Annotated in this window: 27 protein-coding genes, 1 tRNA gene and 1 riboswitch; of the genes, 12 read left to right on the top strand and 16 right to left on the bottom strand. The window is 69.1% G+C overall.

Annotated features, from left to right (window positions below; translation table 11 throughout):
- Positions 1-12 precede the first annotated feature (12 nt).
- A complete protein-coding gene (locus tag ACESMY_RS17680; RefSeq protein ID WP_372785933.1) occupies positions 13-1,614 on the top strand; it encodes a peptide ABC transporter substrate-binding protein in 1,602 nt (533 codons plus the stop codon).
- 38 nt (positions 1,615-1,652) lie between these two features.
- On the opposite strand, the gene ACESMY_RS17685 is transcribed toward ACESMY_RS17680, so the two are convergent.
- Positions 1,653-1,967 carry a glycine zipper 2TM domain-containing protein gene (locus tag ACESMY_RS17685; RefSeq protein ID WP_372785934.1) on the bottom strand — a complete coding sequence of 105 codons (315 nt, stop codon included), beginning with the start codon at positions 1,965-1,967 and terminating at the stop codon, positions 1,653-1,655.
- 175 nt (positions 1,968-2,142) lie between these two features.
- Here ACESMY_RS17685 and ACESMY_RS17690 point away from each other — a divergent pair, with 175 nt between their 5' ends.
- Positions 2,143-2,400 (top strand): GlsB/YeaQ/YmgE family stress response membrane protein, encoded by a 258-nt coding sequence (locus tag ACESMY_RS17690; RefSeq protein WP_372785935.1) that lies wholly within the window; start codon positions 2,143-2,145, stop codon positions 2,398-2,400.
- Between the two features lie 64 nt (positions 2,401-2,464).
- On the opposite strand, the gene ACESMY_RS17695 is transcribed toward ACESMY_RS17690, so the two are convergent.
- The 4 genes from ACESMY_RS17695 to ACESMY_RS17710 form a co-directional block, all read right to left on the bottom strand.
- On the bottom strand, positions 2,465-3,715 hold the full coding sequence (locus tag ACESMY_RS17695) for an MFS transporter (protein WP_372785936.1): 1,251 nt from the start codon (positions 3,713-3,715) through the stop codon (positions 2,465-2,467).
- A 101-nt stretch (positions 3,716-3,816) separates the two neighbouring features.
- Positions 3,817-4,527 (bottom strand): M23 family metallopeptidase, encoded by a 711-nt coding sequence (locus ACESMY_RS17700; RefSeq protein WP_372785937.1) that lies wholly within the window; start codon positions 4,525-4,527, stop codon positions 3,817-3,819.
- A gap of 81 nt (positions 4,528-4,608) precedes the next feature.
- Positions 4,609-5,811: an MFS transporter gene (locus ACESMY_RS17705; protein WP_372785938.1), complete on the bottom strand. Its 1,203-nt coding sequence runs from the start codon at positions 5,809-5,811 to the stop codon at positions 4,609-4,611.
- A 2-nt stretch (positions 5,812-5,813) separates the two neighbouring features.
- A complete protein-coding gene (locus ACESMY_RS17710; protein ID WP_372785939.1) occupies positions 5,814-6,392 on the bottom strand; it encodes a TMEM175 family protein in 579 nt (192 codons plus the stop codon).
- Positions 6,393-6,523: 131 nt separating this feature from the next.
- Positions 6,524-6,750, top strand: a riboswitch (cobalamin riboswitch).
- Between the two features lie 188 nt (positions 6,751-6,938).
- On the opposite strand from ACESMY_RS17710, the gene ACESMY_RS17715 reads away from it, so the two are divergent.
- The 4 genes from ACESMY_RS17715 to ACESMY_RS17730 are packed head-to-tail and all read left to right on the top strand — an operon-like array spanning position 6,939 to position 11,546.
- Positions 6,939-8,903: a TonB-dependent receptor plug domain-containing protein gene (locus ACESMY_RS17715; RefSeq protein WP_372785940.1), complete on the top strand. Its 1,965-nt coding sequence runs from the start codon at positions 6,939-6,941 to the stop codon at positions 8,901-8,903.
- A 2-nt stretch (positions 8,904-8,905) separates the two neighbouring features.
- Positions 8,906-9,775, top strand: coding sequence for an ABC transporter substrate-binding protein (locus tag ACESMY_RS17720; RefSeq protein WP_372785941.1), 870 nt, complete (start codon positions 8,906-8,908; stop codon positions 9,773-9,775).
- Entirely contained in the window at positions 9,772-10,773 is a 1,002-nt protein-coding gene (locus tag ACESMY_RS17725; RefSeq protein WP_372785942.1) for a FecCD family ABC transporter permease, read from the top strand. The genes ACESMY_RS17720 and ACESMY_RS17725 overlap by 4 nt, the downstream gene beginning before the upstream one ends.
- Complete coding sequence (locus ACESMY_RS17730; RefSeq protein WP_372785943.1) at positions 10,770-11,546, top strand: ABC transporter ATP-binding protein; 777 nt, start codon at positions 10,770-10,772, stop codon at positions 11,544-11,546. The genes ACESMY_RS17725 and ACESMY_RS17730 overlap by 4 nt, the downstream gene beginning before the upstream one ends.
- A 4-nt stretch (positions 11,547-11,550) precedes the next feature.
- Here the strand turns inward: ACESMY_RS17730 and ACESMY_RS17735 are convergent, their stop codons facing one another.
- Together ACESMY_RS17735 and ACESMY_RS17740 are read right to left on the bottom strand one after the other, a co-directional pair.
- On the bottom strand, positions 11,551-11,964 hold the full coding sequence (locus ACESMY_RS17735) for a hypothetical protein (RefSeq protein WP_372785944.1): 414 nt from the start codon (positions 11,962-11,964) through the stop codon (positions 11,551-11,553).
- 98 nt (positions 11,965-12,062) lie between these two features.
- Positions 12,063-12,152, bottom strand: a tRNA-Ser gene (locus tag ACESMY_RS17740).
- A 137-nt stretch (positions 12,153-12,289) separates the two neighbouring features.
- Between ACESMY_RS17740 and ACESMY_RS17745 the strand changes: the two genes are divergently transcribed.
- A complete protein-coding gene (locus ACESMY_RS17745) occupies positions 12,290-12,646 on the top strand; it encodes a TfoX/Sxy family protein (RefSeq protein WP_372785945.1) in 357 nt (118 codons plus the stop codon).
- Here ACESMY_RS17745 and ACESMY_RS17750 read toward each other — a convergent pair.
- Entirely contained in the window at positions 12,643-13,065 is a 423-nt protein-coding gene (locus ACESMY_RS17750; protein ID WP_372785946.1) for a PaaI family thioesterase, read from the bottom strand. The genes ACESMY_RS17745 and ACESMY_RS17750 overlap by 4 nt on opposite strands.
- Before the next feature lie 176 nt (positions 13,066-13,241).
- Here ACESMY_RS17750 and ACESMY_RS17755 point away from each other — a divergent pair, with 176 nt between their 5' ends.
- The 3 genes from ACESMY_RS17755 to ACESMY_RS17765 all read left to right on the top strand — a co-directional run bounded on the left by ACESMY_RS17755 (position 13,242) and on the right by ACESMY_RS17765 (position 16,551).
- On the top strand, positions 13,242-14,714 hold the full coding sequence (locus ACESMY_RS17755) for an AMP-binding protein (RefSeq protein WP_372785947.1): 1,473 nt from the start codon (positions 13,242-13,244) through the stop codon (positions 14,712-14,714).
- Positions 14,715-14,935: 221 nt separating this feature from the next.
- Positions 14,936-16,132, top strand: coding sequence for a thiolase domain-containing protein (locus ACESMY_RS17760; protein WP_372785948.1), 1,197 nt, complete (start codon positions 14,936-14,938; stop codon positions 16,130-16,132).
- Between the two features lie 2 nt (positions 16,133-16,134).
- Positions 16,135-16,551 carry a Zn-ribbon domain-containing OB-fold protein gene (locus ACESMY_RS17765; protein ID WP_372785949.1) on the top strand — a complete coding sequence of 139 codons (417 nt, stop codon included), beginning with the start codon at positions 16,135-16,137 and terminating at the stop codon, positions 16,549-16,551.
- Here ACESMY_RS17765 and ACESMY_RS17770 read toward each other — a convergent pair.
- The 4 genes from ACESMY_RS17770 to ACESMY_RS17785 all read right to left on the bottom strand — a co-directional run bounded on the left by ACESMY_RS17770 (position 16,548) and on the right by ACESMY_RS17785 (position 20,127).
- Complete coding sequence (locus ACESMY_RS17770) at positions 16,548-17,159, bottom strand: beta/gamma crystallin-related protein (protein WP_372785950.1); 612 nt, start codon at positions 17,157-17,159, stop codon at positions 16,548-16,550. The two genes, ACESMY_RS17765 and ACESMY_RS17770, sit on opposite strands and share 4 nt — an antisense overlap.
- A 72-nt stretch (positions 17,160-17,231) precedes the next feature.
- A complete protein-coding gene (locus ACESMY_RS17775; protein ID WP_372785951.1) occupies positions 17,232-18,290 on the bottom strand; it encodes a hypothetical protein in 1,059 nt (352 codons plus the stop codon).
- A gap of 60 nt (positions 18,291-18,350) precedes the next feature.
- Positions 18,351-18,902, bottom strand: coding sequence for a hypothetical protein (locus tag ACESMY_RS17780; RefSeq protein WP_372785952.1), 552 nt, complete (start codon positions 18,900-18,902; stop codon positions 18,351-18,353).
- A gap of 4 nt (positions 18,903-18,906) precedes the next feature.
- Entirely contained in the window at positions 18,907-20,127 is a 1,221-nt protein-coding gene (locus ACESMY_RS17785; protein ID WP_372785953.1) for a CaiB/BaiF CoA transferase family protein, read from the bottom strand.
- A 72-nt stretch (positions 20,128-20,199) separates the two neighbouring features.
- Between ACESMY_RS17785 and ACESMY_RS17790 the strand changes: the two genes are divergently transcribed.
- Together ACESMY_RS17790 and ACESMY_RS17795 are read left to right on the top strand one after the other, a co-directional pair.
- A complete protein-coding gene (locus ACESMY_RS17790; RefSeq protein WP_372785954.1) occupies positions 20,200-21,366 on the top strand; it encodes an acyl-CoA dehydrogenase family protein in 1,167 nt (388 codons plus the stop codon).
- A complete protein-coding gene (locus ACESMY_RS17795; protein ID WP_372785955.1) occupies positions 21,363-22,139 on the top strand; it encodes an enoyl-CoA hydratase/isomerase family protein in 777 nt (258 codons plus the stop codon). Before ACESMY_RS17790 ends, ACESMY_RS17795 begins: the two co-directional genes overlap by 4 nt.
- Positions 22,140-22,226: 87 nt before the next feature.
- On the opposite strand, the gene ACESMY_RS17800 is transcribed toward ACESMY_RS17795, so the two are convergent.
- From ACESMY_RS17800 to ACESMY_RS17815, 4 genes are all read right to left on the bottom strand, one after another.
- Complete coding sequence (locus ACESMY_RS17800) at positions 22,227-22,607, bottom strand: hypothetical protein (RefSeq protein WP_372785956.1); 381 nt, start codon at positions 22,605-22,607, stop codon at positions 22,227-22,229.
- Positions 22,608-22,705: 98 nt separating this feature from the next.
- Complete coding sequence (gene eda, locus ACESMY_RS17805) at positions 22,706-23,323, bottom strand: bifunctional 4-hydroxy-2-oxoglutarate aldolase/2-dehydro-3-deoxy-phosphogluconate aldolase (protein ID WP_372785957.1); 618 nt, start codon at positions 23,321-23,323, stop codon at positions 22,706-22,708.
- A complete protein-coding gene (gene glk, locus ACESMY_RS17810; protein ID WP_372785958.1) occupies positions 23,320-24,291 on the bottom strand; it encodes a glucokinase in 972 nt (323 codons plus the stop codon). The genes eda and glk overlap by 4 nt, the downstream gene beginning before the upstream one ends.
- Positions 24,291-24,601 (bottom strand): dihydroxy-acid dehydratase (locus tag ACESMY_RS17815; RefSeq protein WP_372785959.1); only part of this gene is annotated, 311 nt, incomplete at its 5' end. The genes glk and ACESMY_RS17815, both read right to left, overlap by 1 nt.

A 24,601-nucleotide genomic window follows, 5' to 3' on the forward strand; every position in this document is an offset into this window, starting at 1 on the left:
GAGTCGCCGTCCTTGAAGAAGCCGCTGATCGCCGCCGTCCTCGTCGCCGCGGCCCTCGCCGGCTGCCAGGACAAGGTTCATCGGCCGGCCTGCCCCGCGGGCCAGGTCTGCCTGGAATACGGCAACAACTCCGAGCCCCTGACGCTCGACCCACAGAAGTCCAACCTGATCGACGAGTTCGTCATCATCGCCGACCTGATCGTCGGCCTGACCACCGACGCGCCCGACGCCAGCCCGGCGCTGGCCATGGCGACCTCGACGGAGACGAGCCAGGACGGCCTCACCTGGACCTTCCACCTGCGCGACGCCCAGTGGTCGGACGGCGTTCCGGTCACCGCCGAGGACTTCGTCTACGCCTACCGGCGGATCCTCGATCCGAAGACCGCCTCGATCTACGCCTACCTCGTCTATATCCTGAAGAACGGCCAGGCGGTGAACGAGGGCAAGGCCGCGCCGGAGACCCTGGGCGCCAAGGCGCTCGACGCCCACACCCTGCAGCTCACGCTCGAGCACCCCGCGCCCTACATGCTCGAGCTCGCCAAGCACCAGAGCTTCTTCCCGGTGCCCAAGCATGTGGTCGAAAAGTACGGCGACGCCTGGGTCCAACCCGGCCACTTCGTCGGCAACGGCCCCTACAACCTCGTCTCCTGGAGCCTCGGCGACAAAATCCAGGTGGCGAAGAACCCCCGCTTCTGGGACGCGAAGAACGTCTGCGTCGATCGCATCAACTACTATCCGACGCCCGACCTGGTCTCCGCCGAGCGTCGGGTGCAGCGGGGCGAACTCGACATCAACACCAGCTTCCTGTCGAACCGCCTGCAGCACATGAACGAGGTGATGCCGGGCTACGCGCGGCCGCACATGTCGCTGGCCACCAGCTACCTGGCGTTCAACACCCACGACAAAGGCCCCTTGCAGGACAAGCGCGTTCGCCGCGCGCTGTCGGAGGCCATCGACCGCGAGTTCATCACCGCCAAGCTGATGCGCGCGGGCCAGGTCCCGGCCTACAGCTTCACGCCCCCGGGGACCGCGCACTACACGCAAGGCCCGCGGTTCCGCTGGGCCGATGAATCCTTCCCGGAACGCCAGCTCGAGGCCAAGGCCCTGCTGGCGCAGGCGGGGTTCAACGCGAAGCGTCCGCTGAAGATCGAGTTCAAGACCCAGAACGCGACGGACACCCTGCTGCTGGCCGAAGCCGTTCAGGCCGATTGGCGGGCCATCGGCGTCGAGGCGACGATCGCGCAGAACGAGACCCAGATCGCGTTCGCGGCCTACCGCAACCGGGACTTCCAGGTCGGCGGCATGAGCTGGTACGCCGACTTCAACGATCCCGTCACCTTCCTGGGCCTGCTAAAGTCAGACGTCGGCGCGCAGAACTATGGCGACTACAAGAGCCCCGCCTACGACGCGCTGCTGGCCCAGGCCGACAACGAGGCCGACGAGGCCAAACGGGCGCAGATCCTGGCGCGCGCCGAGCAGACCATGCTCGACGACGAGGGCGTCGCGCCGATCTTCTTCGTCGTGAACCGCAACATCGTGAACCCGAAGATCACGGGCTGGGTGGCCAATTCGGAGAATTTCCACCGCGCCCGATGGCTCTGCGTCAGACGCTAGCCGAGGTCAGACGATAGCCGAGGCGGGCGCGCCGCGGTTTAGCGGTATTCCCAGTGGCAGACCCGATGGGTGTCGTTGTGCTTGGCGATCTGGTGGCCGGCGACCGCGCCGACGCCCGCGCCGATGATCGTGCCGCCGGTCTTGCCGCCGCCGTGCGACAGGGCGTTACCCAGGAGGCCGCCGGTCACAGCGCCGACCACGGTGCCGGTGTTGCGCGAGCCGCGCGAACTGACGTCGCGGCAGACCTGGACCTTATGACGATGCTGGGCCTGGGCGGCGGTGGGAAGGGATGTAGTGGCCACGGCCAGGGCCGAGCACACCAGGGTCGCAGCGGTGAGAAGCTTGTTGCGCACGAGATGTCTCCTTGAGGGCAGCGGACACGCTCGGAACTAAACCCTTCAGCACGGCAAAGGTTGCGTGATCGTTGCTACCGCGAAGCCGGGCGGAACCGAAGCGCCTCAGTGAACCTTGTTGCGGCATTCCGCCGGAAGGGAAGGGTTCCCGCACCGGCTATCTGGAGAGACGCTCATGTCAATTCTCGCCTGGATCATCCTGGGCCTTGTCGCCGGCTTCATCGCCAGCAAGATCGTCAACAAGACGGGCAGCGGCATCGTGATGGACCTGCTGCTCGGCGTCGTCGGCGCCTTTGTCGGCGGCTTCCTGTTCACGCGCTTCGGCGCGGCCGGGGTCACCGGCCTCAACCTCTATTCGATCCTCGTCGCCACCCTGGGCGCGGTGGTGGTGCTGTTCATCTACCACGCCCTCCAGGGCCGCCGCTCGCTCTAGCGGGACTGAGAGACTTTTCTCGATAGAAAACCCCGCTCCGCCTGGAGCGGGGTTTTTCTTTGGGTCAGGCGGCCGCGGCCTGCCAGGCGATCGGCGCGATCTTGCGGACCAGAGTGGCCCAGCTGAGGGCGCCGGCGACCGCGATCACGCCGGCCACCGCGAAGGCCCAGGTGAACTCGCCCGTCCGGTCGACCACCGCGCCGGTGACGATCGGGGCGACGATGCCGGCGATGTTGCCGATGCAGTTCTGGAAGCCGATCCACTTGCCGCCGCCGCGCGGGCCGCCGAGCGTCTGGCCGATGGCGTAGAGCGAGGGGCTGATCAGGCCGAAGGCGACCCCGGCCACGAACAGGCTGGCGATGGCCACCGGGGCGCTCCCCAGCATGCAGCCCAGCATGGCCGCGGCGGTGAGCAGGTGGCCGGAGATGATGACGGTCTTGCGGACCTGGGTCGCCGAACCGCCGGCCGCCATCCAGCGGTCCTGCACCCAGCCCGAGGCCATCGAGCTCGCCGCATAGACCAGGTAGATCATGCCGCCGACCTCGGCCATCTGCGAGACCGTGAAGCCGCGGGTCTTCACCAGGTAGAGCGGCAGCCAGGAGATCACGAAATAGAAGGCGTAGTTGTTGCAGAAATGGCCGAGCCCGGCGCCCCAGGCCTCGCGCCGCGCCAGGATCTGGGCGAAGGGCGGGGCGGTGTCGACCTTGGGTTCATCGTCGGCCTTGGAGAGATGGCGGGTCACCGACAGCCAGGGCCAGAGCCAGAGCAGCGACCCCAGGCCGAAGATCAGGAAGACCGGCCGCCAGCTCAGCTGCGCCATCAGCAGGCCGCCGGCGAAGGTCCCGAAGGCGGGTCCCAGCGACAGGCCGAGCGCCACCAGGCCGTTGGCCATCCCCAACCGGTGCTGCGGCAGGTGCTGGGCGATCAGCTTCGACGAGCAGGGGAAGGCGACGCTCTCGCCCAGCCCCAGCAGGAGACGCAGCACGATCAGCATCGAAAACCCGCTGGCGACGCCGGTGAGCGCCGTGGACGCCGACCAGAGCGCGAGGCCCAGCGCATAGGTGCGGTAGGGATTGATCTTCTCGGCCAGCCAGCCCGCCAGGATCTGGGCCGGGACATAGGTCCAGAAGAAGACCGAGAGCAGCAGGCCGATCTGGCTGGCGCTGAGGTGAAGCTCGTCCTTCATCAGCGGCGCGGCGGTCGCCAGGTTGCCGCGGTCGACGTAGTTGATGAAGATCGCCACGGCGAGCAGCACCACCACGCCGTCGCCGAACCGCACGGCGCCGGGCGCCGCCTTGATATCTATCGCCGCCACGTCGTCCCCCGGGACCTGCGCCGTCCGCCCTCTGAGGGAGACCTGCGTCGTTCCGTCACTGAACGATGTTCGCGCGCGGCTGACAAGCCGCCGTGCGGGTCCTAGTCGGCCGCCATCCGGTCGTCGATGTTGCGGGCCACGATCAAGGTCCCAGCGTCGAGCCTGCGCCCCTTGGCGTCGGCGATCTCCAGATGGACGTGGTCGGTGATCCCCAGCGGATAGCGATGCTGCAGGGTGTGGGCCTGGCCGATGGGGCGGCCCACCGCCACGCTGTCGCCGACCTCGACCTTGGGATCCACGTAGAAGACGCGGGCCGTCAGGTGCAGGGCCGGGTTGTCGATCTCGACGTAGCGCAGGGTCTGGTCGTCCGGATAGGCGTAGCCGATCCTGGCGACATAACCGGAAATCGGCGCCTCGACGGTCTGGCCGGCGGTGGCCACATAGTCGACGCCCTCATGCTCACGCTCGCCGCCGTCGCGCGTGGCGTGGAAGCGGCCTTCGCCATAGGCGTCGGCCTGGCGCGGCGCCTTGCCGGTGGGATTGGCGATGTCGGGCTGCCCGTCGCCATCCAGATCGGCGCCTTCCCAGACGAGCCGGGTCGTCACCTTGAAATGCTCCGGCGGCGGGCCGCTGGTCAGCCGCACATCGGAGCGGTGGTGGATCACCTCGGCGTGCACCGCCGCCACGGCGAGGCCCAGCGAAACCACCGCTGCGCTCAGCAGGACAGCCGCCGCGGCGGGGTTTCGGTTCGAGGCATTCGCCCTGCGGCGAAGCCCAGCGAGGCCGGTTTGTACGCAAGTCTTGACGCCCATCGGCGGACCCATAGGCGAAGATCAAGGCGAGTTCATGCGGCTTCTGGGCGGCAAAAAGGCCAAGGTCGAGCTTGTTTTTGCTCAGGAATTGTCGAGCTTCGCCAGATAGGTCATGGCCATGACCGCGACCCCCGCCACCAGCGCCACAGGGACCATGGCGGTCAGTACGTGGCCGGCGCTCCAGCCCGCCTGGCGAAGTTGGCCCGCGACCAGCGGCCCCAGGATCGAACCGAACCGCCCGACGCCCACCGCCGCCCCGGCCGCCGCCGAGCGGACCTGGGCGGGATACAGCGCCGGCGCGAGGCCGTAGAGGACATAGAGCGCGCCGATCAGCATGAACCCCGCCGCCGCCGCCGCCGCGAGGATCGGACCGAGCCCCGTCGCGGCCCCGATCGCCGCCATCGCCGCCCCAAGCGCCAGGAAGGCGACCAGCATGGTCCGCCGCACGCCCGCCCGGTCGGCCGCCACGCCCAGCGCCACGGCGCCGACGACGCCCATCACATTGAAGACCAGCGCAGCCGTCGCGCCATCCCCCGCCGTATGCCCCTTGGCCGCCACCAGGATCGGCAGCCAGTTGAGCAGCAGGTGCAGCACCACCAGCGTCAGCAGGCTCGCCGCCCAGAGCAGGAGCGTCGGGGCCAGCCGCCCCTCGGCGAACAGGGCCTTGGCGAGGTTGCGGTCGAGATGCGGCTCCGGCTGCGGCCGGGTCTCCGGCAGCACCCAGACGACCAGGGGCGCGATAAGCATCGGCAGGCCGCCGCCCACCAGGAACAGCAACCGCCAATCGGCGTGCTCCCCCGCGAGGCGGGCCAGCAGGGACACGCCCGCGCCGCCGGCCGGCATGCCGCAGAACATGGCGCTGGTCAGCGCCGCGCGGCGTCCGGGCCGCGCGATCTCGGCGGCAAGCGCGATCAGGTTGGGCATCACCCCGCCGAATCCGAGGCCGGTCAGGAAACGGGCCAACAACAGCGGCTCGAAGCCCTGGGAAAAGGCGGTCGCCAGCGAGAACAAGCCGAAGGCCAGCACCGAGGCCAGCAGCACGGGCTTGCGGCCCCAGCGGTCGGCCGCCCAGCCACCGGCCAGGGCGCCCAGCACCAGGCCGAAGTTCGCCGCGCTGCCGGCCCAGCCGACCTGGCTGGGGTTCAGGCCCAGCTCCGGCGCCATGTGCGGCGCGGCCACCCCGAAGGCCTGGACGTCGTAGCCCTCCAGCGTCGCGATCAGGATGCAGACCCCGATCACCAGGCCAGGCCGGAAGGCGCGCGCCCCGTCGCTCGTCGCCGCCATCCTCAGTCCCCCTTGAGCACCCGTTCGACCCGCCGGTCAGGAATAAACCAGATCATCGCCACCAGCACATAGAGCGCCACCGAGACGATCGGCTGGACGAAGGCGAGCGCGATGGCCGTGACGTAGATCGCCAGCGACGCCTTGCCCTTGATGTCGCGGCCCATGGCATGGGCCAGAACGGAGTCGGAACCTTCGTGGGCGATCAGCATGGTCATCAGGATCGTGAAGGCCAGCGCGTTCATGATCAGGACCCCGCCATAGAGCGCGACAGGGCCGCTCGACAGCTGGTTCTCGCCCATCCACGCGGTCGCGAAGGGCACGAGGGAGAGCCAGAACAGCAGGTGCAGGTTGGCCCACAGGATCGGGCCGGTCACCGTCGTCGCCAACTGCAGCAGGTGGTGGTGGTTGTTCCAGTAGATGCCGATGTAGACGAAGCTCAGGACGTACCCCAGGAACACCGGCGCCACCGGCGCGAGGTCGGCGAACGAGGTCCCGTGCGGGACCTTCAGCTCCAGCACCATGATGGTGATGATGATCGCCACCACCCCGTCGCTGAACGCCGCCAGCCGCTCCTTGCCCATGAGGTTCCCCCGCGCCCGCCCCGCGGCGCACGAAGACCTTAGGGCGGACCCGCCGGATTTCCACCGGAACCTGCCGCCTTGAACCGATCGGCGTGGCCAAGGTATGACTGCCCTGCCCGCGTCGTTTGCGGGTGGATACCAAGCGCGCCGATGCCTTCGGGCTTAAACGGGAACGTAGCAAGGAGACCCTTCGTCTCCCGATCTGCGGCTGTCCCTGCAACTGTGAGCGGTGAGCGCATACGCATCGGCGGGAGGGTTCGATCCTCTCGCCAACCACTGGGCGACGAAGCCCGGGAAGGTCCGCGTATGACGCTATGACCCGCGAGCCAGGAAACCGGTCGATGCGTGTCGCTCGAGCTTTCGGATCAGTGGAATCCGGGGCGCGGAACTCCGTCTGAGCGACGAGCAGAAGCGGTGGAGAGCCGTTTCGACCGGTCCGGCTGGCGCGCTTCCGCGTCCTCGCCACCCGGCCCGTCGGCCTGTGGGGTTTCGACCCCTGGGAGGCTCTCCGCTTGTCGTTCAGACGCAAGCAAACGGGGGGCTTCAATGCCCAGATATCTACTTCGCGCCAGCATCCTGGCGCTCATCGCGGCCAGCCCGTCGGCGGCCTGCGCCGCCGACAGCTCGACATCCCCGACCACCGTGGACGATCTGATCGTCACCGCAACCCGCTCGCCGGACGGCATCGACGAGGACAAGGTCGCCTCGTCGCTGAGCGTCATCACCGCCCAGGACATGGAGCTGCGGCAGATCCGCATCGTCTCCGATGTCCTGCGCGACGTTCCGGGCGTCGCCGTCAGTCGCACAGGCGCGATCGGCGGCCAGACCCAGGTCCGCATCCGCGGTACGGAGGGCAACCACGTCCTGACCCTGATCGACGGGATCAAGGCCTCCGACCCGTTCTTCGGCGAGTTCGACTACGCGACCCTGCTGGCCGACGACGTGAGCCGCGTGGAAGTACTGCGCGGCCAGCAGAGCGCGCTCTACGGCTCCGACGCCATTGGCGGGGTGATCAACTACATCACTCCCACCGGCGCCCAGGACCCGGGCATCCGGGTGCGAGCCGAAGGCGGCTCGATGAACACCCTCGGCGGCGCGGTCAGGGTCGGCGGCGTCCAGGGCGGCTTGGACTATGTTCTGAGCGCCGGCTACCAGTCGACGGACGGCTATCCGGTGGCCACGGTAGGCACGCGGGACATCGGCTCGACGCTGAAGTCCGTGGCCCTCAAGCTGGCCTATCCGGTGGGCGAGCACCTGAAGCTGCGCGGCGTCTACCGCCACACCGAGACCGACGCCGACGTGAACGGCCAGGACTTCGGCGCAACCGGCTTCGTGCTCGACAGCCCCGGCAGCTCGACCAAGGCCGACAGCACCTATGGCGCGGCGATCGCCGACTTCAGCTTCCTGGACAACAGGTGGCTCACCAGTCTCCAGGTCCAGGGCGTGGACGCGACCCGAAACAACATCGACAACTTCGTCCGTGACGGCGGCGACAAGGGCAAGCGGCTGAAGGAGCTGATCTCCACCAGCTACAAGCTCTCCAGCGGCGAGCTGACCCACACCTTCACGGTGGCCTACGACCACGAGCGCGAGACCTACCAGAACACCAATCCCGCGGGCCCGTTCAACGCCGACACCACCCGGCGCTCGGTCAACAACGACGGCTATGTGGGCGAATACGACCTGGCGGTGGGCGACGTCGCCGGCGTGCACGGCGCGGTCCGCTACGACAAGAACGACTTCTTCGACAACGCCACGACCTATCGGATCGAGGGCTTCTACAGGATCAACGAGATGGTCCGCGTCCGCGCCGCCGCGGGCTCCGGGATCAAGGGGCCGAGCCAGACCGAACTCTTCGGCTTCAACGCCGGCGCCTTCCCGTTCGTCGGCAATCCCAACCTGAAGCCCGAGCGGTCCGAAGGCTGGGAAGTGGGCGCCGATTTCGCCCTGATGCAGGGCCAGGTGCGGGCCGGTGTCACCTATTTCGACTCCACCCTGCACGACGAGATCTTCTCAATCTTCGGCGCGCCGGCCGCCCTCTGCGCCCGTCCGGGGCAGCCGCCGCCGTTCAGCTGCAGCACCACCGGCAACGAGCCCACGGACTCCACGCAGAAGGGCGTCGAGCTGTTCGGCAACGCCAAGCTCTCAGAAGCCTTCAGCCTGGACGTCGCCTACACCTATCTCGACGCCAAGCAGAACGGTGTCGAAGAGGTCCGGCGGCCGAAGAACATCGCCAGCGCCAACCTCACCTGGCATGCGCCGGGCGACAAGGGCAGCGTCACGCTCACCACCCGCTACAACGGTGAGATGACCGACGAGGAGTTCAAGAACTTCAGCATCGTCAAGCTGAAGGCCTTCACGCTCGTGAACCTGTCCGGGTCCTACAAGCTGACGCCCCACGTGGAGCTGTTCGCCCGCGTCGAGAACCTGCTCGACGAGGACTACTTCGAGGTGGTCAACTTCCGGACGCCTGGTCGGGCGGCCTACGGCGGCGTGCGCCTGCGGTTCTGACGATGAAACCTGCGCTCCGCCCCATCGCCCTGGGATTGGCCGCCGCCGCGATCGTCGGCGCCGGCTCCCCTGCGGCCGTGGCGGCGGGGCGTCCGGCGCCCAGGCGGATCATGTCGCTGAACATCTGCACCGACCTGCTGCTCCTGCAGATCGCACCGAAGGCCCGGATCGCGTCGGTGACCTTCATGGCCCGGGACGGCGCCCGCGCGCTGTTCCCAGGCCAGGCGGCCGGCATCCCGGTGAACCACGACCTGCCGGAGGACATCGTCCAAGCCCGACCCGACCTGATCCTGGATAGCGAACTGGGCGCGTCCATGACCCGCGCCATGGCCCGGCGGGCCGGCGCGCGCGTGGTGGAGGTGAAGAACGCCAACACCTTCGACGACATCCGCCAGATCATCCGGCAGGTCGGCCAGGAAGTCGGCGAACCGGCTCGCGCGGCGGCCCTGATCCGGCGGATGGATGCGACCCTGGCGGACCTCGCCGCCCATCCGCCGCCGCGCCGGCTTCGGGTGGTCGCCTGGAGCGGCGGCACGGCGGTGCCCGGCAAGGGCAGCCTGACCGACGCCATCATCACCGCGGCGGGCGCGGTGAACATCGCCGCCCGGCCGGGGGTCGCCGAGTCGAGCTTCGGCGTCGAGGAACTGCTCGCCGCGCGGCCTGACGCCCTGCTGTTCGGCGGCGCGACCCTTGGCCAGCCCTCGCTGCTCGACGACGAAGGCCAGCACCGCGTCGTCCGCCGGCTCTACGCGGGCCGACGCATCGCCTACAACGACATCGCCCATACCTGCGGCCTGCCGCAGTCCGCCGACTCCGCGCGCGACCTACGCCGCGCGCTCGACGCCCTGCCGGAACGGAGGACGGCGCCTTGAAGTCCGCCCCGTCCCTTCCGGGCCATGTCATGACCTGGCTGGCGCTCACCGCGCTCCTGCTGGCCGCTGTCGCCTCCCTGTTCCTCGGCCGGGTGAATCTGAGCCCCGCGGACCTGTTGCACGGCCTCATGTCGCCAGGCGGCGATCTCGCCGGCCTGGTAGTCACCGAACTGCGCCTGCCGCGGGCGATCCTGGCGATCATGGTGGGCGCCTCGCTGGGCCTCTCCGGCGCGGTGCTGCAAGGCCTCCTGCGCAATCCGCTGGCCGAGCCCGGGCTGCTCGGCGTGTCCAACGGGGCGGCGCTCGGCGCGGTGATCTCGATCTACTTCGGCCTGGCGCATGTCTTCGGCATGGCGACGCCGCTGCTCGGCATGTTGGGCGCGATGGCGGCGGGCGCGCTGACGTTCGCCTTCGGGCGCTCCAGCACGCTCACCCTCATCCTGGCCGGCGCGGCGGTCTCCAGCCTGATGAGCGCCTTCCTGGCCATGGCGCTCAACTTCGCCCCCAGTCCCTACGCGGCCTACGAGATGAGCGTCTGGATGCTGGGTTCGCTTTCAGAACGTAGCTGGGACCACGTCTTCCTCGCTGCACCGTTCATCGGCCTCGGCCTGGCGATCCTGGCGACCATGGGACGCGCCGTCGACGCCCTGGCGCTGGGCGACATCCAGGCCCAGAGCCTGGGCATCCACCTCGACCGCACGCGCATCCTGGCCCTGCTGGGCGTGGGCCTGGCGGTCGGGGCGGCGACCTCCGTGACGGGGTCGGTCAGCTTCATCGGCCTGGTGGCGCCACATCTGGTCCGGCCGTTCGTGGGCTCCGTTCCCAGCCGCACCCTGCTGCCGTCGGCCCTGCTGGGCGCCACACTGCTGCTGGTGGCCGACATCGGCACGCGGGTGATCCACACCAACACCGAGCTGCGCCTCGGCGTGCTCACCGCCCTCCTGGGGGCGCCGTTCTTCTTCTGGCTGGTCGTGCGTCTGCGGAAGGTCGCGCCATGACCCGGCTCACCGCCGCCCAGGTCACCGTCCGGCGCGACGGGCGCGCCATCGTCGGTGAGGTCTCGGTCGAGCTGGAGGGCGGGGCCTTCGTGGCCCTGGTCGGCGCCAACGGCGCGGGCAAGTCGACCCTGCTCTCGGTGCTGGCCGGCCTGATCAAACCTGACGCGGGCGAGGTCCGGCTCGACGGGACGCCGCTCTCGGGGATCGACCGCCGGGCGCTCGCCCGGCGCCGCGCCTACCTCCCGCAGAACCCGCGCGCCGAATGGCCGATCGCGGTCGAACGCCTGGTGGCGCTGGGCCTCACGCCGCACCTGCCGGCCTTCGGCGGCCTGCCGGGCGGGCTGGAGCCGCGCCTGACCCAGGCGATCGAGGCCTGCGATCTCGCGGACCGCCGCCTGCAACCGGCCACCACGCTTTCCGGCGGCGAACTGGGGCGGGCGATGCTGGCCCGGGCCCTGATCGGCGACCCGCAGATCCTGATCGCCGACGAGCCCACCGCCGGCCTCGATCCGCGCCATTCGCTCGACACGGCCGCTCGCCTCCAGGCCCTCGCGGCGCAGGGCAAGCTGGTGATCGCCGCGACCCACGACCTGACGCTCGCGGCGCGCTACTCGACCCACCTCCTGGCGATGCTCGACGGCCGCCTAGCCGCCTTCGGGCCGACGGCGCACGTCCTGACGCCCGATCTGCTGCGCCAGGTGTTCGGCGTCGAAGCCCGGATCACCGGCGCCGGCGGCGAGCGGCTCGTGGACTATCTCGCGGCGGCCCGCTGACCGCCTATTTGACCGCCGTCACCGTCTGCCCGATCTTCTTGGCCAGCGCCTCGTCGGGCCCGGCCGGGGCCGCCACGTCGGCCACGCAGGCCGGCGAGGTCTTCGAGACCACGTGGTAGAGCTTGTTGGTCAGACCGCCGTAGGACGCCGTGCTGACCAACACGACCTGGCGGGCGTCTTCCGAGACCTTCACCGCCTTCAGGCCGACTTCCATGTTGACGATCTCCGCGGCGGTCGGCGCCTCCAGCAGGCTCGCCCACATCTTCTTGTCGGCCCGCGCGATGCGGGTCTTCGACTTCACCCAGTCGGCGGGCGCGTCGATCTGGCAGTGACCGTCACGATAGGGCGCCGCATGGCTGACCCCGGCCGTGGCCAGGAGCGCGATCAGGGCCGCCTGGCCCAACAACGAAATACGCAAAGCTGGTTTCCCCCATCCCGTGGGCCGATCGCCCAGCAGCATTTGTGGAGGGCTTTAGCGCCGCCAGCAAGAACCTCGGTATCCCGTTGACCGGGGTATGGCGGAGAGGGTGGGATTCGAACCCACGGTACCCTTCCAGGTACGCCGCATTTCGAGTGCGGTGCTTTCGACCACTCAGCCACCTCTCCAGAGCCGGCGCCGGGCCAAAAGAGGGGCCCGCTGAGCGAGGCGCGGAACCTACTCATCCACCCCCGCAGGCGCAAGGGCGGCGCTCCACTTCGCCGCGCGTGACGCTATGATGCCGGCGACAGCCCGGGAGGCCGGCATGGCGCACGATCCGAAAACCCTGCAGGCGATCTTCGAGGACGCGGCGCCGCCGGACCTGGAGCTGATGTTCAAGCCGATGTTCGGCGGGATCCTGGCCTATGCCCACGGCAGGCCGCTGGCCTCGCTGTCCGACGTGGGCCTGGCGGTGAAGGCGGCCGGTGCGCTGAACGCCGAATTGCTGGCGACCCCCGGGGCCGAGCCCTTGCGCTACGAGCCGAACGCCCCGCCCAGCAAGTCCTACGTCTTGGCGCCGGACGCCCTGTTGTCCGACCGCGAGGGCCTGCGGGCCTGGATCGCCCAGGCGGCCGCCGAGGTCGCAGCGGCGCCGGCAAAGAAGAAAACGAAGAAACGCTAGCGCGGGTAGAGCACCATCTGGGTGCAGCGGAAGAGGGCCATGGTCTTGCCGGTGGTCTTGTTGACCGCCTCGGCGTCCCAGACCTGGGTCATGCGTCCGCCGTGGACCAGGCGCGCGGTGCAGGCGACCGTTTCGCCCTCCCGCGCGCTGCCCAGGTAGTTGGTCTTGATCTCGATGGTGGTGAAGCCCGACGCGCCCTCGGGCAGGGAGGCCATGCAGGCGTAGCCGCAGGCGCTGTCCACCAGGGCGATCACCGAGGCGGCGTGCAGGAAGCCGTTGGGCGCCATGTGTTTGCGCGCGGCCGTGAAGTGGCCCGCCGCGCGGCCCGTGGCGACCTCTTCCCACTCCAGGCCCAGCTCACCGGGCAGCATGCCCTTCTGGCGCTCCTGGAACACCGCCGCGACATTGCCGTCCATCATCGTCGTCAACTCCTTGGGTCTGGAGGAGAGCTAGGAAGCCGACCTCGGGGAAACCAAGGGGCCTTGCGGTCGCCGCCTCGGATGGGGAGAGTGGCCGCCCGCCGAATATAGCGGCGGACCCGCGACGATTTCAGACCACGGGGCGCAAAGACCCCGCCTTTATTTGGGAAGATGCGATGGCCGACGAGATGATTTCCCTGGGCGCGAAGCTCGCCCAGCACGCCCGATTCCAGCCGAACGCGCCGGCGGTGAGCTGCGGCGAGACCACCCTGAGCTACGTCGAGCTGCACCGGCGCACCAACCGCATCGCCCGCGGCCTCACCGCGCTTGGCGTCAAGCCCGGCGACCTGGTGACGCTCGGCCTGCCCAACGGGGTCGGCTTCGTGGAGGCCTGCTATGCGATCTGGAAGCTCGGCGCGACGCCGCAGCCGGTGTCGTTCCGCCTGCCCAAGGGCGAGCTCGAACAGATCATGGAGCTCGCCAGGACCCCCATCGTGATCGCCGAGTTCAAGCACGAGATCGACCGGCCTCTGGTCTCGGTCGCCGATATCGCGGCGAAGGCCGACGACGAAAGCGACCTGCCCGACGCCACCGCGCCGATTTCCAAGGCGCCCACCAGCGGCGGCTCCACCGGGCGGCCGAAGCTGATCCTGGCGGGCCAGCCCGGCGTCACGCTCAAGGAGACCCCGGAGGTCGGGGGCTGGCGGCTGACCCCGGACTCCATCGCCGTCCTGCCGGCCCCGCTCTACCACAACGCCGGCTTCGGGATGATGATGTCGGCCATCGCCATGGGCTGCCACCTAGTGGTGATGCCGCGGTTCGACCCCGAGGCGACGCTGGCCGAGATCGAGAAGCGCGGCGCCACCTGGGTCTATGTCGTGCCGACCATGATGAACCGCATCTGGCATCTGCCCGACGCCGTGCGCGAGAAGTACGACCTCGCCTCGCTGGAGACGCTCTGGCACCTGGCCGCGCCCTGCCCGGCCTTCCTGAAGGAGGCCTTCATCCGCTGGATCGGGCCGGAGAAGGTGATGGAGCTCTACGCCGGCACCGAGGCGCAAGCCGTGACCATCATCTCCGGCGCCGAGTGGCTGGAGCACCGCGGCTCGGTGGGCAAGGTGACCGTGGGCGAGATGAAGGCGGTCGGCGAGGACGGCCGCGACCTGCCGCCGCGCGAAGTCGGCGAGATCTACATGCGCCGGCCCGAGGGCTCACCGCCGACCTACCAGTATGTGGGCGCGACCGCCAAGGTGATGGAGGGCGGCTGGGAGAGCCTGGGCGACATCGGCTGGTTCGACGAGGACGGCTACCTCTACCTCGCCGACCGGCGCACCGACATGATCCTGGTGGGCGGCTCCAACGTCTATCCGGCCGAGATCGAGGCGGCGCTGGAGGAGCATCCGGCGGTGCAGTCGGTGGCGGTGATCGGCCTGCCGGACGACGACCTCGGCAACCGGATCCACGCCATCGTCCAGGCCAAGGGAACGGTGACGCCCGACGACCTGAAGGCCCATCTGGCCGACCTTCTGGTCAGCTACAAGCAGCCGCGCTCCTACGAGTTCGTCGACGAGCCGCTGCGCGATGACGCCGGCAAGGTGCGGCGCAGCGCGCTGCGCGATGCGCGGTTGAAGAAGGAAGAGGTCGCCTGAACCTCCTCTCCCCCGACGCACAGCGCGGGGGAGAGGGTAGGGTAAGGGGCGGCTCGTGAGAGCGTGATCCGCCGATGGTCCGGCCATAGCCGCGAGGCGGGCCCTTGCCGACCAACGGGAGAGACGGACGGGTCCCAGCCGCCCCTCTCCCCGCTTGGGCGGGGAGAGGAGTGCTGCTAAGCCGCTGGCATATTTTCAAAGCCGATATTTCGGGGAGGATCATGGGCATCAAGGGCAAGGCCTATCTGATGGGCGCGTTCGAGCATCCGCTCCGCGACGCCCCGGACACCTCCACCCCGCAGCTCCACGCCGAGTGCGCGAGGGGCGCCCTGATCGATGCGGGCCTGACCAAGGACGACGTCGACGGCTACTTCTGCGCCGGCGACGCGCCGGGCTTCGGCGGCCTCTCGATGATCGACTACATGGGCCTGAAGAACGTCCGGCACCTGGACTCCACCGAGACCGGCGGCTCGTCCTACATCGTCCACGTAGGCCACGCGGCCCAGGCGATCGCCGCGGGCAAGTGCTCGGTCGCCCTGATCACGCTGGCCGGCCGGCCGCGCCACGGCGGACGCAGGCCCGGCGCCGGCATGGCCGCAGGCGGGGGCGGCGACGGCCTGACCGACGGTCCGCCCGAGGCCGGCTTCGAGAACATCTACGGCGGCTCGACCCACAACACCTACGGCATGTGCGCCATGCGCCACATGTACGAGTACGGCACCACGTCCGAGCAACTCGCCTGGATCAAGGTCGCCGCCAGCCATCACGCCCAGTGGAACGAGCACGCCTTCCTGAAGGAGGTGGTCACCGTCGAGCAGGTGGTGAACTCGCGCATGATCGCCGACCCGCTGCACCTGCTGGACTGCTGTGTGGTCACCGATGGCGGGGGCGCGCTGATCGTCACTTCGCCTGAGGTGGCGAAATCGCTGAACCGGCCGAAGGTCCGGGTGATGGGCGCAGGCGAGGCGCCGAAGGGCCCGCGCGGCGGGCTGGATCTGGACCTGACCCACTCGGGCGCCGTCTGGTCCGGACCGAGAGCCTTTGAGGAGGCTGGCGTGAAGCCCGCGGACATCAAATACGCCTCGATCTACGACAGTTTCACCATCACCGTGCTGATGCAGCTCGAGGACCTGGGCTTCTGCAAGAAGGGCGAGGGCGGCAAGTTCGTCGCCGACGGCAACCTGATCTCCGGCGTCGGCAAGCTGCCCTTCAACACCGACGGCGGCGGCCTCTGCAACAACCACCCGACCAACCGCGGCGGCATCACCAAGGTGATCGAGGCGGTGCGCCAGCTGCGCGGCGAGGCCCATCCCAAGGTGCAGGTGCCGAACTGCGACCTGGCCATCGCCCACGGCACCGGCGGCTCGCTCGGCACGCGCCACGCCTCGGCCACCGTCATCATGGAAAGGGAGGGCTGAGCATGTCCGAGACGCGCGATCCCAACGCCCCCATGACCCGCCCAATCCCGGCGCCGGCGGTCAGCATCGAGACCAAGCCCTTCTGGGACGCCGCCCGCGAAGGACGGTTCCTGATCAAGCGCTGCACGGACTGCCGGAAGGCCTTCTGGTACCCGCGGGCCATGTGCCCGTTCTGCATGTCGGCGGACACGGTCTGGGAAGAGAGCCCGGGCGAGGGCGTGATCTACACCTATTCGGTGATGCACCGCTCGCCGACCGGCCCCTACGCGATCGGCTATGTGACCCTGGACGAAGGTCCCGCCGTGCTGACCAACTTCGTGGACGTGGCGCCGGACGGCCTTTCCATCGGCATGAAGGTCAAGGTGAAGTTCCAGCCGACCGAGGGCGGTCCGCCGGCCCCGGTGTTCGCCCCGGTCTAGCGCGCCGGACGCAGCGAGGAGATCGCGTCGCCCATGCCGATGCGCCGGGTGTCGGCGACACTGTCGCCGATCGTGGTGCAACGGCCGCGGTAGTTGGCGTCGGCGCAGACGATCCAGGGGCCGGAGCGACGGTCGAGCTGGATGGAGCCAACGCGGTCGTTAAGGCCGGTCGAGCCCAGGTTGGGCGCCTCGTCTTCGATCCGCACGGAGGGGCCGCGGAAGTTGCGGCCGCCGTAGAGCGTCGCGGAATACCGCCCCGGCCGGTCTCCGTAGCCCGGACGCGGATCGTAACCTGGGCGCGGCCCTGGTCCCGGCCCTGGTCCCGGCGCATAGGCCGGCGGGGCCGGAGCCGCCGCCCCGGGGCCTGCGCAGGACAAGGCGCCGGTCACGTCGACGCCGATGTCGCCCGCGCAGCTCAGGACATTGATGGAGGACTGGCCGCCGCCCCGGGCCCCGCGGCAGGTGGCGGAGAGGAACTGCCCATTCATGCGGATGTCCGTGCACTGGCGCTCATAGCTCCCGCGCGGCGCGGGAGATTGGGGCTGGGCGAGGGCTTGCGCGGCCGGCAGAGCCAGGGCCAAGGCAGCAAGGCCAAGGGTCATCCGCATTCGCTCACTCCTAAAAGGTCTCGGAGCGGCAACGCTTGACGGGAGCTTTGGTCGCTTCCGGCCTCCGCGGCCCTAGTTCCCGCCGCCCGCCTTGGCCGCGCCGCCGGCCTGGGCCTGGGCGGCCTTCTCCTCGGCGCGCGCCCCGGCCAGCATGCCGCTCAGCGCATAGTTGCCCTCGTGGCAGGCGTATTCGTAGACCTGTCCCTTGGTGATGTTCATGGCCACCTCGCCGCTGACCGGCTCGGCGTAGACGCCCGGATCCTCGACCGTGAACCTGTAGGAGAGCTTGTTCGGGCCGATGCGGGTGAAGCGCTCGGTCACCTTCTGGTTCGGCGATGCGCCGCGCAGCCCCTGCTCGGGCCGCATGTTGGTGGTCTCGACCACCAGGGTGTCGCCGTCCCAGTGGCCGATCGAGTCGCCCATCCAGACTTTCATGCTGGCCGGCAAGTGCTGGCTGTTCAGCCGGATGTGGCGCACGTCGTGGACCATCTCCACGTCGATGGCGACCTCGTCCTTGGACTGCACGATCTGGTAGGTGTTGTTGTACATCAGGGGCAGCATCGGCGGGCCGGCGCTGGAGCCGAACGACAACAGGCAGCGCTCGCCCAGGCTGAAGCCCTCTGGATTGTCGGTGCGGGCGCCGCGGCCGCGCGGGGCGCCGGGCCGCGGGGCCGCGCCGGCGCTGGCGACCCGGGCCGGGAACTGGCCGTTGGCCGGCGAGGTGATGATCGAGGCGCGCTTCTCGCCATTGATGTCGATCAGCGTCGTGCCGGGATCCTTCCAACCCTGGTTGTAGCCGCAGTTGAAGCCGGAGATGCCGTCCGCGCCGCAGTCCGCGTTCTTGAGGTCCTTGACCGTGGCTTCCGGCGGAGTCGGCGCATCGGCGCGGGCGACCTGCTCGCGGGTCGCCTGCTCCAGACCGTCGGCCTCCTGCTTGGTCAGGGCGTTGCGCGTGCCGTATTTCGCATCGCGGGTCAGCGGCGTGATGGTGGCCGTGGTGTAGGTGCCCTGCAGGTCCGGCTGGCCCCAGCTGTTCCTCGGCGCTTGGTAGGCCGCCGGCTTGGCTTGCGCGAGCGCCGAGCCCGCGAGCAGCGACAGGGCGAGCGAAGCGGCGAACATCCGCGGTCCCATGGAAATCTCCCATTGGCCGACTCTTGTGGTCGGCGCGGCCTACAGAATAGGCCTGAGCCGTCAGATGGGAAGAGCCTGAGCGACGAGTCTGTCCATCAGCGGCGCGGCCTCGGCTGGACGGCGCAGACGGTGCATCTCCAGACGGGCGTTGGCAGGATCGGCGAATAGCGCCTCGTAGGCCTTTCGCCTGTGGGCGTAGGTGTCCCAGGCCCAGCGGATCGGGTGCTCCTTGTCGAGCCAGCGGCGGACGTCCTCGCGGTTGCCGGTGCCTTCCCAAAGTTCGTCGCCCGCGATGGCGCGGAGGAATGAGCGGCGGATCACGCGGGCCATGATGAGAGGCCGCGAATAGTCTAGCCAGACCAGGTGGGTCGCGCGCTCGAAGATCATGGCGCGCACCACCGAATAGTTGCCGCAGGTGGTCCAGTTGTCGGCCGCAATCGCCGCGCGGACGCGCCCGCGCAACGTCTCCGGATCGGCTTGGCTGAGGTTGGTCCAGCCGGGATCCCAGTTCAGCGCGTCCTGCTCGATATGCGCGGCCCCGATCCGCGCCGCCAGAGCGCGGGCAAAGGTCGACTTCCCCGATCCGGTGCTGCCCATAACCACCACACGCATGGGCTCAGGCGTCCTGGTCCTCGCCGATCTCCGCCAGGATCTCGCCGGTGTGCTGGCCCAGTCTCGGCGGGTGGCGTCGGATGTTCGAGGGGCTTTTGGAGAACTTCACGGGCGGCCGCATCTGCTTGTAGCCGCCCATCTCCGGATGGTCGTATCGCTCAAAGAGCCCGACGGCGGCCAGGTGCGGATCGCTTTCCAGGTCGTCCAAGCGGTTGGTCTTCACCACCGGGATCGACAGGGGCTTGAGCACGTCCAGCCACTCCTGGGTGGTCTTGGTCGCCGCGGCTTGCTCGACCAGCCCATAGAGTTCGGTGATGTGCTTGGAACGGGTGAAATAGTCGGCGAACCGCGGGTCCTTGGCGATCGCCTCGCCGTAGCCGGCGGCTTCGAAGAACTGGTCCCACTGCTTGTCGGTGTAGGGCAAGAGGCCGATGTAGCCGTCCCTGGTCTTGAACGGCTTGCGGTTGGGATTGACCACCCGCGGATAGCCGAAGTGGCCGAGCGGCGGCTCGAAGGTGTGGTCGTAGAGGTGCTCGACGAGCAGGAAGCTGGTCACGCACTCCAGCATCGGCACCTCGACGAACTGCCCCTCGCCGGTCCGCGCCTTGTGGAGAAGGGCCGCCGTCACCGCCTGGGCCATGAAGAGGCCGGAGACCTTGTCGGCCACCAACGTCGGCAGGATGCGTGGCACAGGGTTGCCGTCCGTGCGCGGCAGGACATCGGCCATGCCCGAGGCCGACTGGATCAGGTCGTCGTAGGCCGGCTCGCCGGCGTAGGGGCCGTCGGAGCCATAGCCCGCGGCGTGCACATAGATGATGTCGGGCTTGATCGCCTTGACGTCCTCATAGCCCATGCCGAGGCGCTTCAGCCCCTCGTAGCGGACCGAGGCGGCGAAGACGTCGCAGCTGGCGATCAGCTTGCGGACCGCACGTTTGGCGCTCTCCTTCTTCAGGTCGAGCACGATCGAGCGCTTGTTGCGGTTGATGGTCAGGAAGATAGGGCCCATGTCGCGCGGGCAGCCTTCGGGCACGTGGCCGGCCCAGCGCATGATGTCGCCGCCGCCGCCGCGGTTGCCGCCCGGATCTTCCAGCTTGATCACGTCGGCGCCTTGGTCGGCCAGGATCTGGGTGCCATAGGCGCCGTTGACGACGCTGGTCAGGTCCAGGATGCGGATCCCGGCCAGCGGCCCTGTGGCCTTCCCCTGCAATTCCTTGAGTTTCGCCACCTACGCACTCCCCTCGCCGCTTCCGGTCGTTATGATCACCCTACAAAGATCAAGCGCGCGACGGGAGGGGCCATGGATTTCGAAATCGCCGAAGAGCACCGGATGCTCAAGGACCTGGTGGCCAACTTCGTCCGCGACGAACTGATGCCGCTGGAAGCCGGGGTGCTGGCCCGCGAGGCCGACGGCAAGGGCCTGGGCATCGGGCCGGCCGAGCACGCCCGGCTCGACAAGGTGGCGCACGAACTCGGCCTGTTCGGCCTGGACGCGCCGGAGGACGTCGGCGGCTCGGACCTGCCGATGGTCGCCATGGTCGGGGTCGAAGAGGAGATCGGGCGCTGCGTCACGCCCTACACCCTGCCGCCGGATAGTCCGAACCTGCGCATGCTGATGCAGACCGTCGACGAGCGGCAGCGCGCCGCCTATCTGGCGCCCTACGTCGCGGGCAAGACGATCTCGGCCATCGGGATCTCCGAGCCGGGCGCCGGGTCGGACCCGGCGGGCATGACCACCAAGGCCGTAAGAGACGGAGATGATTGGGTAATCAACGGCCGAAAAATCTGGATTTCGCGCGCCGCGGACGCCGATTTCACCATCCTGATGGCGCTGACCGACACCGAGAAGCGGGCGCGGGGCGGGATCTCGGCCTTCCTGGTCGACAAGGGGACGCCGGGGTTCAATGTGCTCAGGCGTATCCCGATGATCGGCGGGGCCTACACCTACGAGATCGCGCTTGAGGATTGCCGGGTCGAGGGCTGGAAGCTGCTCGGCCAGGAGGGCGCGGGCTTTGCGCCGATGCAGACCCGGCTCGGCACCCGGCGTATCCAGATGGCCGCCTGGTCGGTGGGCATGGCGCAGCGGGCGCTGGACATGATCGTCGAATATGCCCCGCAGCGGAAAACCTTCGGCATGCCCTTGAGCGAGCGGCAGGCGATCCAGTTCTGGGTGGCGGAGGCGGCGACCAAGATCCACGCCACGCGGCTGATGACCTACGACTGCGCCTGGAAGCTCGACCAGGGTCGCGATGTGCGCAACGAGATCAGCATGATCAAGTGGTTCGCGACCGAGATGGCCTATGAGACAGTCGATAGAGCGATGCAGGCCTTCGGCGCCATGGGCATGACCAAGGAGCTGCCGCTGGCGCAGATGCAGGCCAAGCTCCGCACCATGCGCATCTACGACGGGCCCACCGAGGTCCACAAATGGGTGGTGGCCCGCAATCTTCTGGGGACGAGGAAATGAACCAGGCTTTCGGAGACCATGTGACGGTCAAGGCGGTCGGCCACGTGGCCGTCGTCACCATCGACCGGCCGCCGCACAACCACGTCTCGGTGGAGCTGATGCGCGACCTGGCCGACGCGCTGGACGCCGTCGACGGCGAGGTCGAACTGCGCTGCTCGGTGCTGCAGTCCGAGGGCAAGAACTTCTGCGCCGGCGCGGACCTGGTGCGCAGCGAGAGCGCCGGGGGGCTGGGGGCGGTCAACCCGCTCTACGACCAGGCGGTGCGGCTGTTCTCGGCCAAGAAGCCGATCGTGGCGGCGGTGCAGGGCGCGGCGGTGGGCGCGGGCCTGGGCCTGGCGGTGGTCGCCGACTTCCGCGTCGCCTCGCCGGACGCCCGGTTCGCGGCCAATTTCGTGAAGCTGGGCTTCCACCCGGGCTTCGGCCTGACCCACACGCTGCCGCACCTGATCGGCCACGCCAAGGCCGAGCTGATGTTCCTCACCGGCCGGCGGGTGAAGGCCGAGGACGGCCTGCCCTGGGGTCTGGTCGACGAGGTCGTGCCGCTGGAGGACCTGCGCGCCGCCGCATTGCGCCTGGCCACGGAGATCGCCGAGAACGCGCCGCTGGCCATCGTCTCCACCCGCAAGACCCTGCGCGGCGACCTGGCGGCCGCGGTGCGCGCCCAGACCGACAAGGAGGCCGCCGAGCAGGGCTGGCTGCGCGACACCGAGGACTACAAGGAAGGCGTCCGCTCCGTCGCCGAACGGCGCATCGGGAATTTCCTGGGGCGGTGACAAGATGACAGTCAAGCAGGGCGAAGCCGCAGCTTGAACTGCGGTTGGAGGCAGTCCGCTACGACGGCGGGCCTTGACCACCTGACCCTAAGGGAACGTACCGCGCCGTTGGATGGTGATTGACGCGATCTTCCCGCTTGAGACCACGAATGAATAGTCCACCGTTCTTCCCTTGATGGCGATGTGCGGCTCGGTGGCGCACCACTTCAATATCTCATCGACCGCTGCGAAGGATACTTTTCTAGCGGGATCATTTCCACATGCGGCGCTTTCGATCTCGACCGCGCCGCCATCTGCGATCCAACGGTCGATCATCGTCGCTTCCATGCCCGCGCATATTTTCTTCTGATCAAGACAAGAGACGGGTTCGGTAAGAAGACCAGTCGACGAAGGCTCTCGCCCGTCGCCGCAGCCGGAGAGCATGATCAGGGAGAGAGCTAGCGGAGTGGTGACCTTGGCGAAGGTCACAGATATTTCGCCACCCCATTCAGATCGAAGTAGGCTTCCGATCAAGATCGCACTTTCTCCAAAGCAACGTTGATGAGCCAGCGGGTAGACTACCGACTTCACGAGCGGCGCAGCGCCGCCGCCTCGCGCGCGAGCTCGGTGATCCGGGCCCAGTCGCCGGCCCGGACGGCGTCGGGCGGGGCGACCCAGCTCCCGCCGACGCAGACCACGTTGGGCAGCGCCAGGTAGTCGGCGGCGTTGGCCGCGTTGACCCCGCCGGTCGGGCAGAATGTCGCCTGCTGGAAGGGGCTCGCGAAGGCCTTCAGGGCGTCGATCCCGCCCGCAACATTGGCCGGGAACAGCTTGAAGCGGGTGAAGCCGGCGGCCAGGCCCGCCATCAACTCGGTCGCTGTCGCGATCCCGGGCAGCAGCGGCGTCGGGCCGTCGTCGCTCTCGCCCTCGATCAGGCCCGGGCTGACCGCGAACTGGGCGCCCACGTCGGCGACCGCCTGGCGCATGACCGACGTCAGCACCGTGCCCGCGCCCACCACCGCGCCCTCGACCTCGCCCGCCATGCGCTCGATGCACTGCAAGGCGACCGGGGTGCGCAAGGTGATCTCCAGCGCCGACAGCCCGCCGGCCACCAGCGCCCGGCCGAGGGGCACGGCATGGTCGATGTCCTCGATGATCAGCACCGGGACGACCGGCGCGCGGGCCAGGATCTCATCGAGGGTCATAGGCGCTCCATCATGCCCAGTTCGCGCGCCGCGCCGATGATCGCCGGATAGGGGTGGATGACCAGCGAGGTGGGGATCTGCTCGACGTAGGCCCGCAGGCGCCCCTTGTCCTCGAAGCGCTTCCGGAAGGCGCCCGAGGCCAGGCGATCGGCCATGCGCGGCGCGATGCCGCCGGAGACGAACACCCCGCCGCGGGCCCCGAAGCTCAGCGCCAGGTCACCGGCCACCGAACCCAGGATGCCGCAGAACCGGTCGAGCGTCTCGCCGGCCAGGGCGTCGCCCTTGGCCGCGGCTTCGAACACCGCCTTCTCGTCTTCCAGCGTCGCCTCGGCCTGCCGCATGCCGGCCAGCACGCCATAGAGCTCGAAGAGGCCGCGGCCGGAGAGAATCCGCTCGATGGAGACCCGGCCGTGGCGGGCGCCGAACTGCTGCCAGACCTCGACCTCGACCTCGTCGACAGGGGCGAACGCCGCATGGCCGCCCTCGGTGGCGACCGCGACATCGCCGCGCTCGCTGCGCGCCAGGCCCGCCACGCCGAAGCCGGTGCCGGCGCCCAGCACCACCATCGGGCAGTCCGCCCCACCGCGCAGGGCCGGGCCGAGGACCTTCAGCGATTCAGCGGTCAGTAGCGGACAGGCCAGAGCCTGGGCGGCGAAGTCGTTGACCAGCTTCACCGCCTCGAACTCGAACTGGGCCAGGAGTTCGCCCTCGGAGACCTGCCAGTCGAGGTTGGTGAACTCGATCTCACCGTCGAGCACGGGGCCGGCGACGGCGATCACCGCGCGCGGCGGGCGTTTGTTGCGGCCCATGGTGCGCTCGAGATAGTCGGCGATGACGTCGCCGAGCGAGCCGTAGTTGGCGGCCGGATAGATGTGCAGATTGCGCACCCGGCCCTCGCCGTCCAGCAGGGCGAGACGCACATTGGTGCCACCGACGTCGCCCACCAGGCCGGAGTAATGGGTCTTCATCAGGCGGCCTCGAACAGTGAGCAGGCGCCGGCGTCGGCGGGTCCCGCGGCGCGGCGCATCAGGCCGAACAGCTCACGGCCATAGCCGGGCTCCGAGCGCGGGGCGATGGCGCGCGAGCGGGCCATCAGCTCGGCCGGCGCGACCTTGATCTCCAGCGTCCCCTTGTGGGCGTTGAGCCGGATCACGTCGCCATCGCGGACATAGGCCAGGCCACCGCCATCGGCGGCCTCCGGCGTCACGTGGATGGCGGCTGGGACCTTGCCCGAGGCGCCCGACATCCGCCCGTCGGTGACCAGGGCCACCTTGAAGC

Source organism: Phenylobacterium sp. (genome assembly GCF_041691455.1).
In the GTDB taxonomy this organism is placed as follows: domain Bacteria; phylum Pseudomonadota; class Alphaproteobacteria; order Caulobacterales; family Caulobacteraceae; genus Phenylobacterium.

What these genes read in the sequence shown, in the direction of transcription:
- ACESMY_RS17700 (WP_372785937.1), bottom strand. Translation starts at nt 4,527, where the DNA reads ATGGGCGTCAAGACTTGCGTACAAACCGGCCTCGCTGGGCTTCGCCGC.
- ACESMY_RS17780 (WP_372785952.1), bottom strand. Translation starts at nt 18,902, where the DNA reads ATGCGTGTGGTGGTTATGGGCAGCACCGGATCGGGGAAGTCGACCTTT.
- ACESMY_RS17765 (WP_372785949.1), top strand. Translation starts at nt 16,135, where the DNA reads ATGTCCGAGACGCGCGATCCCAACGCCCCCATGACCCGCCCAATCCCG.
- ACESMY_RS17790 (WP_372785954.1), top strand. Translation starts at nt 20,200, where the DNA reads ATGGATTTCGAAATCGCCGAAGAGCACCGGATGCTCAAGGACCTGGTG.
- ACESMY_RS17705 (WP_372785938.1), bottom strand. Translation starts at nt 5,811, where the DNA reads ATGGCGGCGACGAGCGACGGGGCGCGCGCCTTCCGGCCTGGCCTGGTG.
- ACESMY_RS17760 (WP_372785948.1), top strand. Translation starts at nt 14,936, where the DNA reads ATGGGCATCAAGGGCAAGGCCTATCTGATGGGCGCGTTCGAGCATCCG.
- ACESMY_RS17775 (WP_372785951.1), bottom strand. Translation starts at nt 18,290, where the DNA reads ATGGGACCGCGGATGTTCGCCGCTTCGCTCGCCCTGTCGCTGCTCGCG.
- ACESMY_RS17690 (WP_372785935.1), top strand. Translation starts at nt 2,143, where the DNA reads ATGTCAATTCTCGCCTGGATCATCCTGGGCCTTGTCGCCGGCTTCATC.
- ACESMY_RS17720 (WP_372785941.1), top strand. Translation starts at nt 8,906, where the DNA reads ATGAAACCTGCGCTCCGCCCCATCGCCCTGGGATTGGCCGCCGCCGCG.
- ACESMY_RS17715 (WP_372785940.1), top strand. Translation starts at nt 6,939, where the DNA reads ATGCCCAGATATCTACTTCGCGCCAGCATCCTGGCGCTCATCGCGGCC.
- ACESMY_RS17770 (WP_372785950.1), bottom strand. Translation starts at nt 17,159, where the DNA reads ATGCGGATGACCCTTGGCCTTGCTGCCTTGGCCCTGGCTCTGCCGGCC.
- ACESMY_RS17795 (WP_372785955.1), top strand. Translation starts at nt 21,363, where the DNA reads ATGAACCAGGCTTTCGGAGACCATGTGACGGTCAAGGCGGTCGGCCAC.
- glk (WP_372785958.1), bottom strand. Translation starts at nt 24,291, where the DNA reads ATGAAGACCCATTACTCCGGCCTGGTGGGCGACGTCGGTGGCACCAAT.
- ACESMY_RS17730 (WP_372785943.1), top strand. Translation starts at nt 10,770, where the DNA reads ATGACCCGGCTCACCGCCGCCCAGGTCACCGTCCGGCGCGACGGGCGC.
- ACESMY_RS17755 (WP_372785947.1), top strand. Translation starts at nt 13,242, where the DNA reads ATGGCCGACGAGATGATTTCCCTGGGCGCGAAGCTCGCCCAGCACGCC.
- ACESMY_RS17710 (WP_372785939.1), bottom strand. Translation starts at nt 6,392, where the DNA reads ATGGGCAAGGAGCGGCTGGCGGCGTTCAGCGACGGGGTGGTGGCGATC.
- eda (WP_372785957.1), bottom strand. Translation starts at nt 23,323, where the DNA reads ATGACCCTCGATGAGATCCTGGCCCGCGCGCCGGTCGTCCCGGTGCTG.
- ACESMY_RS17750 (WP_372785946.1), bottom strand. Translation starts at nt 13,065, where the DNA reads ATGATGGACGGCAATGTCGCGGCGGTGTTCCAGGAGCGCCAGAAGGGC.
- ACESMY_RS17745 (WP_372785945.1), top strand. Translation starts at nt 12,290, where the DNA reads ATGGCGCACGATCCGAAAACCCTGCAGGCGATCTTCGAGGACGCGGCG.